General features: G+C 39.9%; 13 protein-coding genes, 2 rRNA genes and 1 pseudogene (1 of these 16 running past the window's edge). 3 read left to right on the top strand and 13 right to left on the bottom strand.

All coding sequences use genetic code 11. The annotated features are described in order from the left end of the window. From HZ311_RS12920 to HZ311_RS12885, 8 genes and pseudogenes are all read right to left on the bottom strand, one after another. A 23S ribosomal RNA gene (locus tag HZ311_RS12920) occupies positions 1–689 on the bottom strand; it reaches 2226 nt to the left of the window's first position. A 230-nt stretch (positions 690–919) separates the two neighbouring features. Continuing rightward, positions 920–2480 (bottom strand): 16S ribosomal RNA (locus HZ311_RS12915). The 16S and 23S rRNA genes sit together here, the layout of an rRNA operon. Positions 2481–3213: 733 nt before the next feature. Continuing rightward, positions 3214–4715, bottom strand: a pseudogene (locus HZ311_RS12910) (HAMP domain-containing sensor histidine kinase). Beyond that, positions 4712–5398 (bottom strand): response regulator transcription factor, encoded by a 687-nt coding sequence (locus HZ311_RS12905; protein ID WP_010735834.1) that lies wholly within the window; start codon positions 5396–5398, stop codon positions 4712–4714. Before HZ311_RS12905 ends, HZ311_RS12910 begins: the two are co-directional and overlap by 4 nt. A gap of 187 nt (positions 5399–5585) precedes the next feature. Next, positions 5586–7007: an NADP-dependent phosphogluconate dehydrogenase gene (gene gndA / locus HZ311_RS12900; RefSeq protein ID WP_023519428.1), complete on the bottom strand. Its 1422-nt coding sequence runs from the start codon at positions 7005–7007 to the stop codon at positions 5586–5588. 205 nt (positions 7008–7212) lie between these two features. Continuing rightward, positions 7213–7392 carry a 50S ribosomal protein L32 gene (gene rpmF, locus HZ311_RS12895; protein WP_010735836.1) on the bottom strand — a complete coding sequence of 60 codons (180 nt, stop codon included), beginning with the start codon at positions 7390–7392 and terminating at the stop codon, positions 7213–7215. Between the two features lie 57 nt (positions 7393–7449). After that, positions 7450–8019: a YceD family protein gene (locus tag HZ311_RS12890; RefSeq protein WP_010735837.1), complete on the bottom strand. Its 570-nt coding sequence runs from the start codon at positions 8017–8019 to the stop codon at positions 7450–7452. 175 nt (positions 8020–8194) lie between these two features. Continuing rightward, positions 8195–9160: an AEC family transporter gene (locus HZ311_RS12885; RefSeq protein WP_019723059.1), complete on the bottom strand. Its 966-nt coding sequence runs from the start codon at positions 9158–9160 to the stop codon at positions 8195–8197. Positions 9161–9394: 234 nt separating this feature from the next. Here HZ311_RS12885 and HZ311_RS12880 point away from each other — a divergent pair, with 234 nt between their 5' ends. Then, entirely contained in the window at positions 9395–10285 is an 891-nt protein-coding gene (locus HZ311_RS12880) for a LysR substrate-binding domain-containing protein (RefSeq protein WP_019723060.1), read from the top strand. A gap of 80 nt (positions 10286–10365) precedes the next feature. On the opposite strand, the gene pyk is transcribed toward HZ311_RS12880, so the two are convergent. From pyk to dnaE, 3 genes are all read right to left on the bottom strand, one after another. Beyond that, positions 10366–12150, bottom strand: coding sequence for a pyruvate kinase (gene pyk, locus HZ311_RS12875; RefSeq protein WP_010735840.1), 1785 nt, complete (start codon positions 12148–12150; stop codon positions 10366–10368). Positions 12151–12278: 128 nt separating this feature from the next. Continuing rightward, entirely contained in the window at positions 12279–13241 is a 963-nt protein-coding gene (pfkA, locus tag HZ311_RS12870; protein WP_034691339.1) for a 6-phosphofructokinase, read from the bottom strand. 166 nt (positions 13242–13407) lie between these two features. Continuing rightward, a complete protein-coding gene (dnaE, locus tag HZ311_RS12865; RefSeq protein ID WP_178946739.1) occupies positions 13408–16722 on the bottom strand; it encodes a DNA polymerase III subunit alpha in 3315 nt (1104 codons plus the stop codon). A 223-nt stretch (positions 16723–16945) separates the two neighbouring features. On the opposite strand from dnaE, the gene HZ311_RS12860 reads away from it, so the two are divergent. After that, positions 16946–17140, top strand: a complete 195-nt coding sequence (locus HZ311_RS12860; protein WP_010735843.1) for a YjzD family protein — start codon at positions 16946–16948, stop codon at positions 17138–17140. Positions 17141–17185: 45 nt separating this feature from the next. Here the strand turns inward: HZ311_RS12860 and HZ311_RS12855 are convergent, their stop codons facing one another. Further along, positions 17186–18382 carry a multidrug efflux MFS transporter gene (locus HZ311_RS12855; RefSeq protein WP_010735844.1) on the bottom strand — a complete coding sequence of 399 codons (1197 nt, stop codon included), beginning with the start codon at positions 18380–18382 and terminating at the stop codon, positions 17186–17188. A gap of 155 nt (positions 18383–18537) precedes the next feature. Further along, a complete protein-coding gene (locus HZ311_RS12850) occupies positions 18538–19974 on the bottom strand; it encodes an NCS2 family permease (protein ID WP_019723063.1) in 1437 nt (478 codons plus the stop codon). Positions 19975–20266: 292 nt separating this feature from the next. Here HZ311_RS12850 and HZ311_RS12845 point away from each other — a divergent pair, with 292 nt between their 5' ends. Beyond that, positions 20267–21076 (top strand): Cof-type HAD-IIB family hydrolase, encoded by an 810-nt coding sequence (locus HZ311_RS12845; protein WP_010735846.1) that lies wholly within the window; start codon positions 20267–20269, stop codon positions 21074–21076. Positions 21077–21199: the final 123 nt, after the last annotated feature.

The raw sequence follows: 21199 nt of genomic DNA, 5'->3' as shown, positions 1-21199 counted from the left end.
CGCCCTATTCAGACTCGCTTTCGCTGCGGCTCCGTCTCTTCAACTTAACCTCGCATGCAATCGTAACTCGCCGGTTCATTCTACAAAAGGCACGCCATCACCCATTAACGGGCTTTGACTTGTTGTAGGCACACGGTTTCAGGTTCTATTTCACTCCCCTTCCGGGGTGCTTTTCACCTTTCCCTCACGGTACTGGTTCACTATCGGTCACTAGGGAGTATTTAGCCTTGGGAGATGGTCCTCCCGGATTCCGACGGAATTCCTCGTGTTCCGCCGTACTCAGGATCCTCCTAGGTGCCTTCCAAATTTCATCTACGGGGCTTTCACCCTCTCTGACTGACTTTTCCAAGTCATTCGACTATCTGAAAGAACTACCATATTGGAGTCCTACAACCCCAATGAGCAAGCTCATTGGTTTGGGCTTTTCCCGTTTCGCTCGCCGCTACTCAGGGAATCGAATTTTCTTTCTCTTCCTGCAGGTACTTAGATGTTTCAGTTCTCTGCGTCTACCTCGTATACGCTATGTATTCACGTATACGTAACATCCTACAAAAGATGCTGGGTTCCCCCATTCGGAAATCTCTGGATCATAGCTTACGTACAGCTCCCCAAAGCATATCGGTGTTAGTCCCGTCCTTCATCGGCTCCTAGTGCCAAGGCATCCACCGTGCGCCCTTATTCACTTAACCTTATCAACCTTGCGGTTGGGTTTTGATCTTTCTTCTAGCGATAGAAGTCCAATCAAGAAAAATAAGCAATTGAACTTATTAAAAAACTCATTCAACGCGGTGTTCTCGGTTTGTATTACTTACATTTTTACTTCAATATCCAGTTTTCAATGAACAAAATTTTGAGAGTAGACCTCTCAAAACTGAACAAAGTATCGACAAACGTGTGTAGTCTCCGTGATATTCCTTAGAAAGGAGGTGATCCAGCCGCACCTTCCGATACGGCTACCTTGTTACGACTTCACCCCAATCATCTATCCCACCTTAGGCGGCTGGCTCCAAAAAGGTTACCTCACCGACTTCGGGTGTTACAAACTCTCGTGGTGTGACGGGCGGTGTGTACAAGGCCCGGGAACGTATTCACCGCGGCGTGCTGATCCGCGATTACTAGCGATTCCGGCTTCATGTAGGCGAGTTGCAGCCTACAATCCGAACTGAGAGAAGCTTTAAGAGATTAGCTTAGCCTCGCGACTTCGCGACTCGTTGTACTTCCCATTGTAGCACGTGTGTAGCCCAGGTCATAAGGGGCATGATGATTTGACGTCATCCCCACCTTCCTCCGGTTTGTCACCGGCAGTCTTGCTAGAGTGCCCAACTAAATGATGGCAACTAACAATAAGGGTTGCGCTCGTTGCGGGACTTAACCCAACATCTCACGACACGAGCTGACGACAACCATGCACCACCTGTCACTTTGCCCCCGAAGGGGAAGCTCTATCTCTAGAGTGGTCAAAGGATGTCAAGACCTGGTAAGGTTCTTCGCGTTGCTTCGAATTAAACCACATGCTCCACCGCTTGTGCGGGCCCCCGTCAATTCCTTTGAGTTTCAACCTTGCGGTCGTACTCCCCAGGCGGAGTGCTTAATGCGTTAGCTGCAGCACTGAAGGGCGGAAACCCTCCAACACTTAGCACTCATCGTTTACGGCGTGGACTACCAGGGTATCTAATCCTGTTTGCTCCCCACGCTTTCGAGCCTCAGCGTCAGTTACAGACCAGAGAGCCGCCTTCGCCACTGGTGTTCCTCCATATATCTACGCATTTCACCGCTACACATGGAATTCCACTCTCCTCTTCTGCACTCAAGTCTCCCAGTTTCCAATGACCCTCCCCGGTTGAGCCGGGGGCTTTCACATCAGACTTAAGAAACCGCCTGCGCTCGCTTTACGCCCAATAAATCCGGACAACGCTTGCCACCTACGTATTACCGCGGCTGCTGGCACGTAGTTAGCCGTGGCTTTCTGGTTAGATACCGTCAAGGGGTGAACAGTTACTCTCACCCTTGTTCTTCTCTAACAACAGAGTTTTACGATCCGAAAACCTTCTTCACTCACGCGGCGTTGCTCGGTCAGACTTCCGTCCATTGCCGAAGATTCCCTACTGCTGCCTCCCGTAGGAGTTTGGGCCGTGTCTCAGTCCCAATGTGGCCGATCACCCTCTCAGGTCGGCTATGCATCGTGGCCTTGGTGAGCCGTTACCTCACCAACTAGCTAATGCACCGCGGGTCCATCCATCAGCGGCACCGTAAAGCGCCTTTCAAAACGAAACCATGCGGTTTCGATTGTTATACGGTATTAGCACCTGTTTCCAAGTGTTATCCCCTTCTGATGGGCAGGTTACCCACGTGTTACTCACCCGTTCGCCACTCCTCTTTTCCCGGTGGAGCAAGCTCCGGTGGGAAAAGAAGCGTTCGACTTGCATGTATTAGGCACGCCGCCAGCGTTCGTCCTGAGCCAGGATCAAACTCTCATAATATGCTAGTTCCTCACAGCGAAAGCTGATGTGGAACTGTAGTTCGAAATTTACTTTCGAACATCATATAGTTCATTTGTTAAGCTCAATTTGTTTGCTAGCATATTGCTTGCTTGTTAAAAATGTTTGTTGTCTTGAATTGAATCAAGACGCCCTACACATTTGGTTTGTCTTACTTTGTTCAGTTTTCAAAGGTCTATTCTTTCTTATTTAACAACTTTTATATCTTAACATTTCTTTAAGAAGTTGTCAACAAGTTTTTCTTTCTTAACTTAGAAAGTTGTTTGTCGTTGTTTCTTGGCGACTTCATTAATATATCATCTCAGTTGTTATTTGTCAACAACTTTTTTGTTGGTATATTAAGGTTTTTATCGCCTTATTTTTAACGACTTCGTTATTATAACACAGCATCAAAACCTCGTCAACATTTAAATTCAACAATTTATCATGACGTTTCTTACTGCTTTGTCAGAACAAATAATAATATATCAAGGACTTAAAAAAATTGCAATAGAAAAAATGCTTTTTTCAACGATTATTTTCAAAGCCGAATATTCGTAGAAGATGTTTAAAAATCAACAGTTTTTTGATGTTATTTAATTGTATTATTCTAGTATTTCTCAATTAAAGTTCGTCTCTTTTTAAGGGGAAAGCTACGTAAGAACTTCTTAGAAATCAATAGCCTAGGGAAGTTTGTCGATAAACCCATAAAAAAAAAACAAGCAAAGTCATCACTTTACTTGTCTTCTGTTCGTACAATTGGTACAAAAATTCTAAAAATCGTCCCTTGCCCTACTACACTCTCTGCTAATATTCTTCCTTTATAGCTTTCTACAAGTTGTTTGGCAATCGACAATCCTAAGCCATTTCCACCTTTTGTTCGTGCTCTTGCTTTATCTACACGATAAAAACGATTAAATATTTTCTTCAAGTCCTCTTCAGGTATTCCCTCACCAAAATCTTGGATCGCGATCTCAAATTCGCTAAGCGTGGATGAAATGGAGATATGGACTTCTTTTCTTGTCGTTGAATACTTTACCGCATTATCTAAAATGATGATAATCAATTGTTCAAAATGATTTCTAAAAATTTGTAGTGTTACTTCTTTAGGTAAGTCATCATCCAGTGTAATAACATAATCAGGATAAAGTAATTTAAAATTATTGAATACTTGGTAAGTCACTTCTTTTGCATTCGTCGTTTCGTTGGCATAATAAACATCCACTTGCTCTGCACGTGATAGATCTAGCATTTCTTGTACTAAGCTTTTCATCCGACTGATTTCTTGCATACTTGCAGTTAGGGATTCTTCTAAAATTTCGGGATCATCTTTCCCCAGCGATTCAATAAGCTGAGATGCCCTTCAATAATTGCTACAGGTGTTCTTAATTCATGTGATACATCTTCCACAAATTGTTCTTGTTGTTCGATATACAGACGCATACGATCTAGCATTTCATTGAAGATCTCAGCAAGGTCTGCTAACTCATCATCTGTATCAATCTCTGGCATATGGATATCTGATTGTGGATCTTTACGGATCGTATCCATCGTATCTCGTAATACTTTTAACGGTTTTAAGAAGTAGGAAGATAGGAAGAAACCTAAGATACTACTTAGTATCAAGGAGACGATCTCTAGCACGATCAAAGTCAACAAAAGATTATTTCTTATATCATAGAAAGATGAAAGTTCATAAAACGTTTGAGTATAGCCGATTTTTTCTCTTGTTTGTTTAGAATAAATAGGTTGGATCGATAAAAAGCCAGTTTTCCCGTCTAAAGTAACGATCGTTGGGATCTTCCTGGTCGTTTGGATCAATGAACGACTTTTTTCGTGTGTTTTAAAAATCAATTTTTCATCCAGATCGTAAACATACAGATCCATCGATGCTTGACCAAGTTCGGAAATAAAGGAGTCGATTTTCATCAAGTTCCCTTCAATGACAGCAGTATCATCTCCAGTACCACCGGTTTGGTCAGCGTTCGTCAAGTTTCGATAGGCATTGATCAATGTCAACTCCTCATCTGAATTTGATAAACGAGAAGCCGCTTCAGAAATGGTATGTTCGACATTTGCTCTTTCCTTAGCTACGATCAGATTGATCGATGATTTATAGGTGATCACTGCAAAAATCGTAAAGACGACAAATATGAAGAAAGAACTTGCAAAGGCCCACTTGATCGTCAAGGATGGACCTTTAAGTTCTCTTTTTTCGGTTTGATTGTAATTGCTCACGAGCGCATCACGTAACCAGTCCCACGTACTGTTTGAATATAGCTTTCCTCACCAGGAACGTCGATTTTATTACGGAGATAACGAATATACACATCCACTACGTTTGTTTCCACTTCGGTTTCGTAGCCCCAAACTTTGTTTAATAAAACATCCCGTGCAAGTACCACGTTGACATTTTCCATCAAAGTAAGTAATAGTTCATATTCACGCTTCGTTAATTCAATGACTTCATTGCCACGACGTACGACTCTATTTTCTTTTTCGATCGTTAAGTCGCGATAAGTGATCGTTGTTTGTTTTGCCACATTTTTGTCTCCTTCGATGTCGATGCGGCGTAATAAAGCACGTAGACGCGCTAACAATTCTTCGATTGCAAATGGTTTGACGATGTAATCATCTGCACCATGATCTAAACCAGAAACTCTATCAATGACAGAATCTCTCGCAGTCATCATGATAATTGGTGTATTTTTCGCTTGGCGTACGCGACGACAAACTTCAAGTCCGTTCAATTCAGGTAACATCAAGTCTAATAAAATTGCATCCCACTCATTATTCAAAGCAGCATCCAGACCTGTTCGTCCATTGTAATGTACTTCAGCATTATACCCTTCATGTTTTAATTCTAACTCGACAAATCGGGCTAAGTTTTTCTCATCTTCAATGATTAGAATATTACTCATTCAATTTTGTCCTTTCTCTCCTAGGCTTCTAAACTCCATTATTATACCAATAGTTAATTTAAAATCTATAATCATTTTATCATGGAATACTATTTTAAAAAAGAGCTGAAGTCGCCCTCTATAAAATGACCTCAGCTCTTTCATTTATTACTTATTTGTTTAGCATGTTGAAGAATAAAGAAGCTGATTAATCTTCGTTATACCATGAGTAATGGAAGATTCCTTCTTTGTCAACACGTTCATACGTGTGTGCGCCAAAATAATCACGTTGTGCTTGGATGATATTTGCAGGCAAACGTTCGGCTCTGTATGAATCAAAGTAAGCAATCGCTGAAGAGAATGTTGGTACCGGTACGCCTGCTTGAACAGCTAACGCAACAACTTCTCGCACGGCTTGTTGGTATTTCTTAGTGATCTCAACAAAGTAGTCATCCAATAATAGATTTTCAATGTCAGGATTGTTTTCGTAGGCATCAGTGATTTTTTGTAAGAAACGAGCACGGATGATACAGCCGGCACGCCAGATTTTTGCAATTTCACCGAATGGTAAATCCCAGCCATAGTCTTTCGATGCGACACGTAGCTGTGCAAACCCTTGTGCATAGCTCATGATTTTGCTGAAGTATAACGCTTCACGAATTTTTTCGATAAATTCTTTTTTATCGCCGTTGAATTCAAAATCATTCGTATGTGTCAAGATTTTGCTTGCTTGTAAACGTTCATCTTTGTATGCAGAGATATAACGGGCAAAGACAGACTCTGTGATCAATGGAAGTGGCACACCAAGGTCTAAAGCACTTTGACTTGTCCATTTCCCTGTTCCTTTATTCCCTGCAGCATCAAGGATCACGTCTACGATCGGTTGACCTGTACCTTCATCGTCTTTACGTGTCAAAATGTCCGCAGTGATTTCGATCAAGTAGCTATCTAATTCACCTTCGTTCCATTCTTTGAAGATATCAGCCATCTCATCGACAGATAAACCTAAAATATTTTTCATCAAGTCATAAGATTCAGCAATCAGTTGCATATCACCATACTCGATCCCATTGTGGACCATTTTGACATAATGACCTGCACCATTTGGACCAATGTAAGTTACACAAGGGGTGCCGTCTTCTGCTTTTGCAGAAATTTGTTCAAGGATCGGTGCAACTAATTCATACGCTTCTTTTTGTCCACCAGGCATGATCGAAGGTCCTTTCAACGCACCTTCTTCTCCACCTGAAACACCAGTCCCGATAAAATTGATACCAGAGTTGGCTAATTCTTCATTTCGACGAATCGTATCTTGGAAGAAGGTATTCCCGCCATCGATCAAAATATCACCTTTGTCTAAATGTGGTAATAATTCTTGGATCGTTGCATCTGTTGCTGGTCCTGCTTTGACCATCAAAAGAATACGACGTGGTTTTTCGATTGAATCAACAAATTCTTCGATCGTGTATGTTGCTTTGAAGTTTTTGTCTGGATGTTCTTCTACCACATCTGTTGTTTTTGCTCCTGTACGGTTGAATAGTGCAACAGAGTAGCCGCGGCTTTCAATGTTAAGGGCTAGATTTTTACCCATGACGGCCATTCCGACAACGCCGATTTGTTGTTTTGACATATAAACTCCTCCTACATATGGGATGTTCTCCCTAATCTCTCTAATTATAGCTTAACATAGCTTACTTGCAAACCAAATAAGTACGAATCGGTGATGTTTCTTACTTCTTATCATTCCGAATACAATTGTTATTTCAGAATCAAAAAAATAAACCTCAAGGCTCCATGGTTAGCCTTGAGGTTTTACATTTTCTAAATAAAATGTATTAAGCTTCTTTAGACATTACGTCCTTACCATCGTAGTAACCACAACTTGCACATACGTGATGGCTTTTTTTCATTTCACCACAGTTTGGACATTCGTTCAATCCTTTGATTGTCAATTTGTAATGAGTACGACGTTTTGCTTTTTTAGCTTTCGATGTTCTTCTAGCTGGTACTGCCATTTTGCTACACCTCCTTGTAAAGTCTCGTATCAATATTTGATACAATATATTCCAATCTTACGCGTTATCATCTTCTTCTGATGCTGAATCAAAAAATTCTGATAGTTTTGCAAGACGAGGATCTACTTTTGTCTCAGCTTCTTCCGTTTTGCGTTTTTCGTACTCTTCTTCGGATAGCACTTCCCAATCGTTCCCTTTCGGTAATTCAGTGGAATGCTCTTCTTCTTCTGTGAGTACACGCATCGGAATCGCCAATAAAATGTTGTCTTCGATCGACTCTGTCACATCTAGATGCGTTCCTTCGATTAAGAGGATCTCTTCTGAAGGTAACTGTACATCTCTACGTTGGTATTGCTCCATCGTCATAAACAATTCATCTACAGACAGTTTGATTGGTAATTCAACTGGTGTCAATGAACGAGTGGACGGAACAGTCAGTGTCGTCTGCGCAGTGTAATGAACGAGATAGCCTTTGTTATCTACTGAGACTAGACCTTCGACTTCCACAGGCGCAACATCTAAAATTGAATCGTCTCGCTTCATAAGAGCCTTTTTTACGTCAAGGGTCTCATGAAAAGTTAACGGTGTCTCTTGGTATTTTCTCAATTCCAATAAAGACCATTTCATAGTTTCATCACTCCTAAGCAACAAAAGCTATTATACAGGGCAAAAAGTCGGTTGTCAATGAAATTTTCTTGACACCTTACACTTCATAAAAAAACACAGAGCGTTTTTCTCATCTACGTGAGATTTATTCGCTCTGCGTTTACTTTGTCGCTAGCTATCACCGTTTGATCAGATATCAAATGTATTGGATCAATTGCATTAAAATAGGTACAACGAACACAAATAGTAAGGTACTCGTCGTGACAAGATTCGTTGCATACTTCACATCACCGTGTGCTTCATTTGCAAGGATTGGTAAGACAGCTAGCATAGGTGTAGCTGACTGTACGATCAACGTTTGTTTCAGTAGAGGGGCTAGTTCTGCACCAAAGGCATATTTACCTATTACCATCAGTCCAATCAATATAGCTGGTGCTAAGATAAATCGACCGATCAAAGCCACGATCGTATCCCGATCAAATCGAATACTTTTCAACCCTGCATCGTATAAAACAATTCCGATATAGATCAATGATAATGGCGTCACGATCCCGCCTACATAATTTAGTGTTGAATTGACAAAATCAGGTACAGGGATCTCTAACACCAAGAAGAAAAGCGCAAGGATAAAACCTAATAAAGGCGCTGGCAAAAGCTTTTTCCAATTCAGCTTCGTTTTCTTTTCTGTTCGATCTTTTGTCGGGTCATCATTAGCGATCAAAAACACACCAAATGCCCAGGTCGATACGGTATTTGTCACATAATAAATTAAAAAGTAAGGTAAAGAGGCTTCGCCAAAAAGGGCAATATTGAGTGGCAAGCCAATAAATATCGTATTGGCATTCACTACTGCATTCATAAAAATCCCCCGTCTACCTGGTTGTATCTTGAGTAATTTTGTTAGTACATAAGCAATCAAGTAGGAAATGATCACTGCAGCGATCGGATATATCAAACTTCCAGATAGTTCAATCAAACTGCTTTTAGTTAAATTCTTCATAACTGAAACAAAAATCGAGGCGGGTAAAGCTACTTTAGTGATCAAGGAAGAGATACTTCCCCCAAACTGTTCATCAAACCACCCCAAGCTTTTTAGTACATAGCCTAATCCAATCATCAAGATTATACTGATCACACTTTCAATTGATTGAAAAAATACCATTTCTTCCATCTCCTCAGTAACCATTTAGTGAAGCAATCTCTTTGTAGATATGAGCCAGCACTGCTCAAACATGTTGCTTCTTCTATTTTTTGTTTTAATCTAAAAGACGATTCGCGTGCCACTAGCCTAGCAGATTACTTATTTCTTTTTTAAGTGTAGTCTTTTAGGTTTGTTATAGTCAAAATTATCGATTACAATAAACATTATTTATATGTCAAGGGAGCGAATCGATTCATGAATACAAGAGATCTTGAATACTATGTTCAAATCGTCAAACAAAAAAACTTTACTAAGGTGGCTAAGTTTTTTGAGGTCAGTCAACCGACGATTACTTATGCCTTACAACGCCTAGAAAAAGAAATTGGTGCCACACTGATTACAAGAGATCGTTCCCATCATGAATTGATTATCACTCCTGCTGGTAAGCAATTATTGATCCATGCACAATCCGTCTTACAAGAAATTACACTTGCTAAGGCAGAGATTGCTCAGCTACAAAAGAAAAAATTGCGCTTTGGTATGCCACCTATCATTGGCAATGAATATTTCCCAAAATTATCGAGCTATTTTATCAAGCATCAATTAATGGGTCAAATCGATATCATCGACGGAGGTTCTCGTGATCTCTATGGCATGATTCATCAAGGGCGGATTGATCTTGCGATTCTTGGATCAACGCAACCGATCGTTGATCAAAAGCTAGAAGTCGAGCCATTGTTGGATAAATGCTTCATGATCGTTGTGTCCCCTTCACACCCTCTAGCAGATCGTACAAGCGTTTCTTTTAAGGAGCTAGTCAACGATCAATTTGTTTTATTAAATGAACACTACGTCCATCCTGCTGCGTTTACAAAGCTTTCTAAGCAAACGCATATTGTACCTAAGATCGTTTATCAGAGTAATGACTTAACTATTTTGAAAAGCATGATCCGAGAAAATATCGGGATTGGCTTTCTCACCGAGATCGCGATTCATCCTGAAGATAATCTCGTAGCTATTCCTTTAGCAGATACTGCTCAACCACGTTTTTTGATTTCATTAGCCACTCGTGCACAGCAGTTACCAACGGTTTTACATGAAAACGTGATCGAAGTCATCCATGAATTTATGAAAACCCAAAAATGACTTGCTCAACTCACACACAATAAAAAACAAAAAAAGAGTGCTGAGATTTCTCTCAACACTCTTTTTGATTTTGATTTCAATTAGATAGCTGTTGTTTCTCCGCGATAAACGATACCACGACGAGCGTCAACAGTGATCAATTCACCATCTTTGATCGTTGAAGTTGCATCTTTCGCACCAACGATTACAGGAATATCTTGTGCAATTCCCACAACTGCTGCATGTGAAGTCAAACCGCCTTCTTCAACAACTACTGCTGCTGCTTTTTCGATTGCAGGCATGAATTCTTTGTCAGTTGAAGGAACAACTAATACCATACCATCTTTTGCTTTTTTGATTGCTTCTGCTGCTGATGAAGCAACTACAGCGTTCGCTACAACAGATTGTTGACCGATTCCTTGTGCTTCAAGCAATTTTGAACCAATCATTTGAATCTTCATTACGTTTGTTGTTCCACGTTCACCAACTGGTACACCAGCAGTGATCAAGATCAAGTCACCTTCTGAAGCGAAACCTAATTCGACTGCTTTTTTCGCAGCTAATTCAAACATTTCGTCTGTTGTTGTTGGTTTTTCTGCAACTGTTGGATATACACCCCAGTTAAGCATCAAACCACGTTTTGTGCGTTCGTCAAATGTGACAGCTAAGATATCAGCATCTGGACGGTATTTAGAGATCATTTTTGCTGTATAACCAGATTCAGTTGCAGCAACGATTGTTTTTACGCCTAAGTTTTTCGCAGCACGTGCCACTGATAGACCGATTGTTTCTGTTACATCAGTTTTGTCAAATTCATTTAATTGGAATGAACCTAATTCTGCTAATGCTAATTCAGCTTGTTGGTCGATACGAGCCATTGTTGCAACAGCTTCAACAGGATAGTCACCATTTGCTGATTCACCTGATAACATTGTTGCGTCTGTTCCGTCAAATACTGCATTGGCAACGTCAGATGCTTCCGCACGTGTTGGACGTGGGTTTTCTTGCATTGATTCTAACATTTGTGTTGCAGTGATTACTGGGATACCCGCAGCGTTACATTTTTTGATGATACGTTTTTGAACCATTGGTACTAATTCAGCAGGGATCTCAACACCCATGTCTCCACGAGCAATCATGATACCATCAGAAACTTTGATGATTTCATCAATGTTGTCGATACCTTCTTGAGATTCGATTTTAGGGAAGATTTGAACATGTGTCATGTCTTTTTCTTCTAAAATTTCACGAATATCTAATACGTCTTGTGCTTTACGAACAAAACTTGCAGCGATGAAGTCGATGTCGTTATCTAGTCCGAAGCGGATATCGTCTGCATCTTTTGGTGTAATACCTGGTAAGCTGATTGAAACGCCTGGTGCGTTAACACCTTTACGTGATCCCAGCATACCTGCATTTTTCACTTCTACTACTAATTCACGCGTTGCTTCATCTTTTTCAATGATTTCCATGTCGATCAAACCATCATCGAATAAGATATGTCCACCTACATGAACGTCTTCAAAAAGACCTGGATAAGTTACTGCGATTTTTTCTTTTGAACCTACATGTTCAGGGTCCATTGAGATGCGTGTTTTGTCGCCAACTTCAAATTTGATGTAGCCTGCACGGCCAAAATCTTCTTCAGTTGTGCCTTGAACTGTTGTACGGATTTCTGCACCTTTTGTATCTAAAAGGATGCCAACATCTTTACCAGTTTTCTTCACTGCTTCGCGAACCATTACCATACGTGATAATTGTTCTTCATGGTCACCATGTGAAAAGTTGAAGCGGAAGACATTTGCTCCAGATTCAATCAATTTAGAAATAGTTTCTACTGAATTACTGGCTGGTCCTAATGTACTAACGATTTTCGTTTTTTTCATTTTACAAAACTCTCCCATTCAAATTGTTTATTTAAAGCCATTCAAAGCTTAAATATCTGTTAGATATTGGGAAGACCTGCTTCCCACTCCCATATATATCTATTGATTTATCTGACTACTTTTCTTTATTAGAAAGAAAGTGAGTTGTTCAAGTCATATAATGATAAATCTGGTTGGTGTTTGTTATTTTCTAGTGTGTCGATGATATCAGCCTCAACGATATCGTTGTCGCGAATACCGATACACAAACCACCTTTACCTTGTTGCAATAGTTCAACAGCATGTGCACCAAATTTACTTGCTAATACACGGTCGCGTGCAGTTGGTGAACCACCACGTACAACGTGTCCTAAGATCGATACACGTGTATGATAATCGCCATATTCTGACAATTTTTCTGCAAATTCGTTTCCGCCCATTACGCCTTCTGCCAAAATGATCAAGCAATGTTTTTTGCCACGATCGCGGCCATCTTGGATTTTTTTGGCAACAACTGCCATATCAAAATCATGCTCAGGAATGATGATCTCATCCGCTCCACCAGCAACACCTGACCATAAAGCGATATCTCCAGCATTACGTCCCATCACTTCGATCACGAATGTACGAACGTGCGAAGTTGCTGTATCACGGATACGGTCGATTGATTCTAATACTGTGTTGATTGCTGTATCAAAACCGATCGTAAAATCAGTTCCTGGAATATCGTTATCGATCGTACCTGGTACACCCACTGCTGGGAAACCACGTTTAGTCAAAGCCATCGCGCCATGGTAAGAACCATCGCCACCGATCACAACAAGACCTTCGATACCGAATTTTTTCAATTGTTCGATTCCTTTTAATTGTCCTTCTTCTGTTGCAAATTCAGGATAACGTGCAGAGTATAAGAATGTACCTCCGCGTTGGATCTTATCACCGACATCTGCAACATCTAATCGACGGATATCTCCGGCAACTAGTCCAGCAAAACCATAATTGATCCCGTAAACTTCCAATCCTTCATATATACCTTTACGAACGACTGCACGAACTGCTGCATTCATCCCAGGAGCATCTCCACCACTAGTCAAAATTCCGATGCGTTTCATATTCATCTTCACCTCATTAAATTACTTTATCCTAAGCAAGACTTAGGTTTATAACCTTCTTTGTATTAACCACGACTAACATTCTAACATTATTTTGCTCACTTGTCTTGATTTCCTGATAAAAAAATGAAAAAAAATGAAAGCAAATAGTATCTTTTACCGTAAGTTATTTGAAAACAACATTTTCTTCTTTTAAAAGGTAAGCTAATTGCTTCTTGAGACTGTCTGAACCATCGAGCCAAAAGGCTTCAGATAACACAACTTTTCGTTGGTCTTTTTCATGATACATCACAACAGGAATATATCCTGGGAATTTTTTGAACAATTCTTGCAGTTGTTTCATCGTATCTGGTTGATCTGCCTCTTCTCTGATTCTCAAATAACACGTTTGTTCTGGATACTGCTGTTGCAATTCTTCAGGATCAGCGACTACTTCTGCAATCAGCTGCAATTCTTGATTGTATTTACTGATTTCTGAACGTCCTTGCACGAAAATCACTTGATTTTCTTTGAATAATGGACGCGCTTGTCGGTACAGCTCTGGAAAAACAGTAATAGCTATTTCTCCACTACTATCTGTTCCGCTGACAAAAGCCATCAACGCTCCTTTTTTCGTACGGATCTCTCTTACCTCTTTGACCATCACTAAAACATTTGTAGCTTGTTTAGGGACGATTTCTGTGACTAAATGGACTTTTTTTGCTAATTTAAGTCGCTCATACCCTTCTGTCGGATGACCAGATAAATAGACACCTAAATGCTCTTCTTCTAATTGAAGCTTCTCTTCGAGGCTATAATCTGCGACTTCTTCCTCTTTTAAAGCCATGATATCTAAAAGGTCTAAACTACCACCACTATATAAGATGTTTTGGATCTTACCTTCCAGATCCAACATCAACTGTCTGCGGTTTCCTACTAATTCATCAAAAACACCTGATGCAACTAACGTTTGTAGCAACTCCAATTTGAGCCAACGTTTATTGATACGAATCAGAAACTGATCAACCGAACGGAATGGCCCATTTTCTTTTCGTTCACGAATGATCTCCTCATCAAAATCTCGACGAACACCTTTGATTGCTGTCAATCCAAAACGAATGGTTCCTTTATCCGTCAGCTCAAAACCATAAAAACTTTGATTGATGGATGGAGGGGTCAGCTTTATTTTATACTTTTTTGCCTCAGCAATATACTCTTTTAACTTTGCCGTGTTGTGACGGACGGAATTCATCAAACTCATAAAAAATGCACCAGGGTGATGAACTTTGAGATAGGCCATTTGAAAGCCAACAAAGGAGTAAGCAAACGCGTGGGAACGATTGAACCCATAGTTAGCAAAGCGTTCGATATATTCGTACACTTCATTGGCCTTTTCCTTACTGTACCCTTGTTGGTTGGCACCTTGAACAAAATGATCTCTTTCTTGATCAATCACGTCTTTTTTCTTTTTACTGATTGCTCGCCTCAAAATATCCGCTTGTCCAAGAGAAAATCCAGCCATGGTTGAAGCAATCTGCATAATTTGTTCCTGATACACAATGACGCCATACGTATTTTTCAACATCGGTTGTAGTGAATCGTCGGGATAATGGATTCTTTCCTTCCCTTTCTTACGAGCGATAAATGTATCGATATTTTGCATTGGCCCAGGACGATACAAGGCGTTGACAGCGGCAATATCTTCAATGTTTTCTGGTCCTAATCTTCGCAAGACATTCCGAATCCCGGCAGATTCGAATTGAAAGACCCCTGTTGTTTCGCCACGTTGGAAAAGCTGTAAAGTTTTAGGATCATCTAATGGTATTTCTTTTAGTTCGATATCTTTGTTTTCGACACGTTTGATTGCTTTCACTGTGTAATCGATAATAGACAGATTTCTTAATCCAAGAAAATCCATTTTTAACAACCCAATAGCTTCGACATCATTCATTGTATACTGAGTCAAATATGCTTCATCTGATCCTTTTTGTAAAGGAACTAACTCTAGTAGATTCTTATCACTTAAAACGACACCAGCTGCATGAGTAGAAACGTGTCTTGGCAAACCTTCAAGTATTTTTGCAGTATGGAACAACAATTGATTTTTTTCACTCGCTTGTACTAATTCAACCAGCTTGTTAGAAGTTCGATAAGCCTCATTCAACGTCATTTTCAATTGATTAGGAATCGCTTTAGACCAACGATTTGCTTCGCTTTGTGAAAGGCCAAAGACACGTGCCACGTCTCTTAGTACCATTTTAGCTGCCATGGTCCCAAACGTGGCGATTTGTGCCATATGGTATTGACCATATTTCTCACGAACATAAATCAGCACTTCTTCTCTGCGATTATCAGGAATGTCTAGATCGATATCTGGCATCGTGTATCGTTCTGGATTCAAAAAACGTTCAAATAGCAAGTCGTACTCCAATGGATCTACATCTGTGATCTCCAACACATAGGCGACTAATGACCCCGCAGCTGAACCACGACCAGCACCAGTAACGATGTTGTTTTTATGAGCAAAAGCCATGACATCCCAAACGATCAAGAAATAATCATCAAATCCCATCTGGTGGATCACTGACAGTTCATAATCTAAGCGCTCTTGATAAGCTGCAGTGATCTTTTCTACACGCTTACCTAATTGCTTCTGACAAAGTTCCTGTAAATACTCTCCTGCACTTCGATTTTCTGGTACCGGATAATGTGGTAGTAATTTCTGATGGAACTGAAATTCAAAAGTTACTGTTTTAGCTAATTGCTGCGCATTGTTCAACGCTTCTTCCAATCCTGCGTTTATGAATCTTTGTCGTAATTCTGCTTCGGGAAGTAAAAAACCTGTGGATGAATCACGAGTCGTTTGTCGCACTTCATCAAAAGAGAGTTGCGTTCCTTCACGCAGATGTTTCATTGTTTCCAAAGAAAAAAGTTCCTCTTGGTGCAAACTAGCAATCGGATGTACTGCACAAATTTGAAATTGATTTGCTCGTAAATAAGCTAGCCATTCTGGAGCTTCTAGAGGCGTTTCTTCTGTGACACCTACATAAAGATGAGAAGATGCTATTTTTTCTTGCAAACTTTGCCAATGGCTATCAAATAATGCTGACACACCGTAGTCATCAGCAATCGATTTTTTGGTTGGTAAAACGACAAGCAAATGATCGAGTTCATCGATCTCGTGAAGCTCGATTTTTTCTCGGATCATTTTCTTGCTTGAGAGCTTGATCAATTGTTGGTAGCCGATCCTATCTTTTGCGTAGAGTAGTAACTCATAATGACGTTCTTGAAACTGGTAGGTCAAGTTCAGTCCAATAATTGGTTGTATTTTTTCACTCATACAGATGCGGTAAAATTCCGCTGCCCCAGATAGCACATCCTTATCTGTGATCGCTAATGTCTGATAGCCTAGTTTCTTTGCTTCTCGAACGTATTCGTTTATGCGAATCGTACTTTGCAACAAAGAATACGAGGTGATCGTATAAAGTTGTGGAAGAAACATTTTTACATACCACCTTTTCCATTCACTTTCTTTTTAGGGGAATATTCGTAACATCAGCTCGTTATCTTGTATGACTGGTTACGTGTATTCGTCTTTCATCATGCTTTTCCCATCCGATGAACGATCTATACTTTTTATACTATCCACTGACGTTGAATGCCTGTTTCTCCCTTTACATTCAAAAAAAATCTGGTAAACTGAACTTAGAAAAGAGGTGTTTGATATGCGATATATCGTCACATTATTTTGGGCAGTCATTTTAGGTCAAGTGGTTGGCTATATCGGTGGTGCATTGTCTAGTAGCCCATATGATTTTACCATGACGACTATTATTTCATTGGTTGCAGGATTGATCGTCATTTTGATCAGCGCTGTTGCAACACCTAAAAAAGAAACTTCGTCCGCTTCACATTCATAAAAGCCGAACAGATTGGAGAAATACTCCAATCTGTTTTTTTCTTGATCATAGTTTTTGATGAAGTACTTTTCTAAAATTAAATAGTGATAAAAGAATATTCGTCAGAACAAAGAGACTAGTCACAATAAACACTGTACTATAATTGTACGCATGAGCGACTGTCGAACCTAACATCGGTCCTAGTACTTGACCAAAGTTCGTAAACATTTGGTTATAGCTGTATACTCGACTGACACCTTCTTCTGGTGTGATCTTGCTGATCAATGTATTGATCGATGGCATCAACGCACCTGTCGAAAAACCTAATATAAAACGTAAGATCCCTAATTGTAAGGGCGTAGTCACAAATGCCATTGGTAAGTAACAACAAAACGAAAGTACCAAACCTGCTAACAGCACCTTCTGATTTCCGATCTTATCCCCTAATTTCCCCAGTCTTGGAGAAGAAAATACTGCTGAAACACCTGATACTGAAACAATCAATCCACTAACAAATAAGATATTTGATGTGTCACCACTCAATTCCCGAATGTACAATGTCAAGATTGGACTGATCGTGGTGATCCCTAACTGTAAGATCAGAGTAGTAACAAATAAACCGACTAACACAGAAAAGTGATCCATTTTAGCAAAAACTTCTTTGGTACTGATCATATCTTTTTTCTCTACCGGTTGGAAATCTTCTTTTACCATGAAAATCGTTAAGATCGTGGTGATCAGTAATAACCCTCCAGTAATCAAAAAAACATTTTCCATTCCGAACCATTGCGCCAAAGCGCCTCCCATTGACGGACCAATCAGCGTCCCTGCCACTGCCCCAGTAGAAAGCGTGCCTAACGCCCATCCACTTTTCTCTTTAGGCGCTTGTGAAGCAATCATCGCTGTCGCATTAGGTATGTATCCAGATAAAATCCCATTAAAGAAACGCATGACTAAAAGCCAATAAGCATTTGGGACAAAAGCTAGTGATCCCATAGTGATCGTCATACCTGCTGCTGCCCGGATCATCATCATTTTCCGTCCTTTTCGATCGGCTAGATTTCCCCAAATAGGCGCAACGATCGCCGCAGCAAAGGCTGTTACTGAAATCGCTAATCCTGAAAATAATTCAATTTGATCCTTAGGTGTACCTAGTTGTTCGACGTAAACTGGAATGAACGGCATGACTAAACTGATACTTGAACCAGTAAAAAAGCAGCCTATCCAAGCTACGAATAAATTTTTTCTCCATTGAACCTTCATCTATCACCCTTCTTTCGTCTCTATTATCATACCTATTTTTGTACGTGTGTGCAACGTATGTGCCAGTATCATTCATTTTTGTCAAAGAAGACATAGACCAAATAAAATAGGAGCAAAGAGTTAGCCTACTCTTCACTCCTAATTAAAAATGTCTTTTAAATGATTGCTAAAATGACGAAGTTGAGAATGAATAAAATATCAACAACCCATAAAGCAATTGAAATCTCGTTTGTTTTGCCTTTGATCACTTTCATGATCGTGTAGAAGATAAAACCAGCAGCGATTCCGTAAGAGATGCTGTAAGCTAATCCCATGAAGATCGAAGCAAAAAAGGCAGGTAATGCTTCTTCCATATCTAACCAATTGATATCAGCAAACGAAGCCATCATCATCACACCAACTAAGATCAATGCTGGTGCAGTTGCTTGTGCCGGTACAATAGCGATCAGTGGAGAAAATAAGCTACTTAAAGCAAATAATGCGGCTACGACAACTGAAGTCAAACCTGTACGACCACCAGCGCCAATACCGGCTGCTGATTCGACATAAGTCGTTGTATTCGATGTTCCGAAAATCGCACCGATCGATGTTGCGATTGCGTCAGCGAACAACGCTTTATCCATTTTAGTTTTGAATCCTCGTCCATCTTCCAAAGCTTCCTCATCTTCTTTAGAGAAAATACCTGTACGCCGTCCAGTACCGATGAACGTACCGATCGTATCAAATGTATCGGATAAACTAAAGGCAATGATCGTCATCAGGACTTGTGGGATCTTAGAGCTATCGCTGAATAAAGATTGCATCCCTTCCGCACCAAATGCTGCACCAAACGTCGTGCCTAGTTCATTGATTGAATTGCCTAAAGAATTTTGTTCCCAATCGATCGTTCCTAGATCAACAACACCCATCAAGATCCCGATGATCGTTGTTACTACGATACCGATCAAGATTGCACCACGAACATTTTTAACAACTAAGATCGATGTCAAAACTAATCCAATGACAGCTAGTAGGATCGGCGCATTATTAAAGTTTGCAAGTTCTGGAACGATACCACCGTTGATCGTCACATTCGTCACTTGACCATTATCAACCACAGAACTAGTTATCGCTGATTGATCTGCAGAGAAAGACAAAAATCCAGCATTTTTGATCCCAACGTATGCAACAAAAATCCCAATACCACCGCCGATTGCATGTTGTAAACTCTCAGGAATAGCATGGATGATCATTTTCCGAATATTTGTTACTGTAATAAATACATTAATCAACCCACAAATAAAGACCATGGCTAATGCTTCTTGCCAAGAATAACCTAACCCAAAAACAACTGTAAATGTGAAGAAAGCATTCAAACCCATTCCTGGGGCTTGTGCATAAGGCACATTAGCAAATAATCCCATAACTAAAGTACCGATGATCGAAGCAATGATCGTCGCTAAAAAGACTGCCTGAAATGGCATGCCAGCAGCTGACAAGATCGTCGGATTAACAAATAATATATAACTCATGGCAAAAAACGTTGTTACACCAGCCATTATTTCTGTTGGTACATTTGTATTATTTTTCTTTAGTTGGAAAAACTTTTCCATAAAAATTTCCACTCCCTGATTTTTTCTAACGGACTATATAATATGTAAAAATAAATCCAAATATAATTTTCCGTCGAACATTTATAGATTATATAGACATTTCATTCGTTTTTCAACACAAAATTTTATGAAATGTCATTTTTATATTTTAATGTTCGTGTTTAACTCAATTTGGTTTGATTCTTTTCTATTTTTGCTTTAAAGCATTTATTTTTCAGAAAGATCTGTACCTTGTTTATTCATTGAAATATGCTAGACTGAAACAAATCGTTGTTTGAAAGGAATGACAGCATTGAACAAAAAATTGATTGCGATCGACTTGGATGGAACAACTTTGAATCCTGAGTCGATCATTACTTCTAAAACCCAAGAGACATTGAGAAAAGCCATTGATGCTGGCCATCATGTCAGTATTGCAACCGGACGTCCTTATCGAATGAGTTATCAATATTATCAACAGTTAGAATTGACAACACCGATGGTCAACTTTAACGGTGCGCTTGTGCATATCCCAAACCAACAATGGGCTGGAGAACAAGAAACATTGATCAATAAAGAGATTGTTTTTGAGATCTTAGCGCAAAAAAATCAATTGAATCTAGATTTTATTGCTGCGGAGAATCGCGACACTTTCTTTATCGATACTTTTGATTTTTTTGACGCAAAATTCTTTGCTTCACCAAATCCTAAACCAGAAAACCTACTGTCTCCACGAAATCTAACAACTAACCCTACGTCCTTATTGGTACGTACAGAAAAACAATATGCTGAACAAGTTTCTGCCGAACTAACACGTCAATTTGGGAAGCATGTCGATGTAAGGACTTGGGGTGGACCAATGGCGATACTAGAGATTGTTTCAAAAGGGATCGAAAAAGCGAAAGGAATCCATCAAGTAGCGAATTATCTATCGATCGAACAAAAAGATGTGATTGCTTTTGGTGATGAACACAATGACTTAGAACTTCTTGAATATGCGGGCTGGGGTGTGGCAATGGCTAATGGGACTGAGCAACTAAAAGGCGTAGCCAACGATGTCACTGAACAAACAAATGAAGAAGACGGTTTGGCGAATTACCTTGAAAAATTACTTTCATTATAAAAAATCCGTCTGGGGCATTCGTCCTCTCGCACCACTTAAAACCAAATAAACAGAGGGAGCAGAAGTAAGCTCTTCGAAAATAAGGCGCCATCCACAAAATCTTCGTGGATGGCGCCTTATTTC

The organism is Enterococcus mundtii (assembly GCF_013394305.1).
In the GTDB taxonomy this organism is placed as follows: Bacteria; Bacillota; Bacilli; order Lactobacillales; family Enterococcaceae; genus Enterococcus_B; species Enterococcus_B pernyi.
Note: the sequence above shows the minus strand (reverse complement) of the source record. Positions and strands in the feature narration are given on the sequence as shown.

Excerpts from the sequence above, each read along its gene's own strand:
- HZ311_RS12905 (WP_010735834.1), bottom strand. The coding sequence starts at position 5,398 with ATGAGTAATATTCTAATCATTGAAGATGAGAAAAACTTAGCCCGATTT.
- gndA (WP_023519428.1), bottom strand. The coding sequence starts at position 7,007 with ATGTCAAAACAACAAATCGGCGTTGTCGGAATGGCCGTCATGGGTAAA.
- rpmF (WP_010735836.1), bottom strand. The coding sequence starts at position 7,392 with ATGGCAGTACCAGCTAGAAGAACATCGAAAGCTAAAAAAGCAAAACGT.
- HZ311_RS12890 (WP_010735837.1), bottom strand. The coding sequence starts at position 8,019 with ATGAAATGGTCTTTATTGGAATTGAGAAAATACCAAGAGACACCGTTA.
- HZ311_RS12885 (WP_019723059.1), bottom strand. The coding sequence starts at position 9,160 with ATGGTATTTTTTCAATCAATTGAAAGTGTGATCAGTATAATCTTGATG.
- HZ311_RS12880 (WP_019723060.1), top strand. The coding sequence starts at position 9,395 with ATGAATACAAGAGATCTTGAATACTATGTTCAAATCGTCAAACAAAAA.
- pyk (WP_010735840.1), bottom strand. The coding sequence starts at position 12,150 with ATGAAAAAAACGAAAATCGTTAGTACATTAGGACCAGCCAGTAATTCA.
- pfkA (WP_034691339.1), bottom strand. The coding sequence starts at position 13,241 with ATGAAACGCATCGGAATTTTGACTAGTGGTGGAGATGCTCCTGGGATG.
- dnaE (WP_178946739.1), bottom strand. The coding sequence starts at position 16,722 with ATGTTTCTTCCACAACTTTATACGATCACCTCGTATTCTTTGTTGCAA.
- HZ311_RS12860 (WP_010735843.1), top strand. The coding sequence starts at position 16,946 with ATGCGATATATCGTCACATTATTTTGGGCAGTCATTTTAGGTCAAGTG.
- HZ311_RS12855 (WP_010735844.1), bottom strand. The coding sequence starts at position 18,382 with ATGAAGGTTCAATGGAGAAAAAATTTATTCGTAGCTTGGATAGGCTGC.
- HZ311_RS12850 (WP_019723063.1), bottom strand. The coding sequence starts at position 19,974 with ATGGAAAAGTTTTTCCAACTAAAGAAAAATAATACAAATGTACCAACA.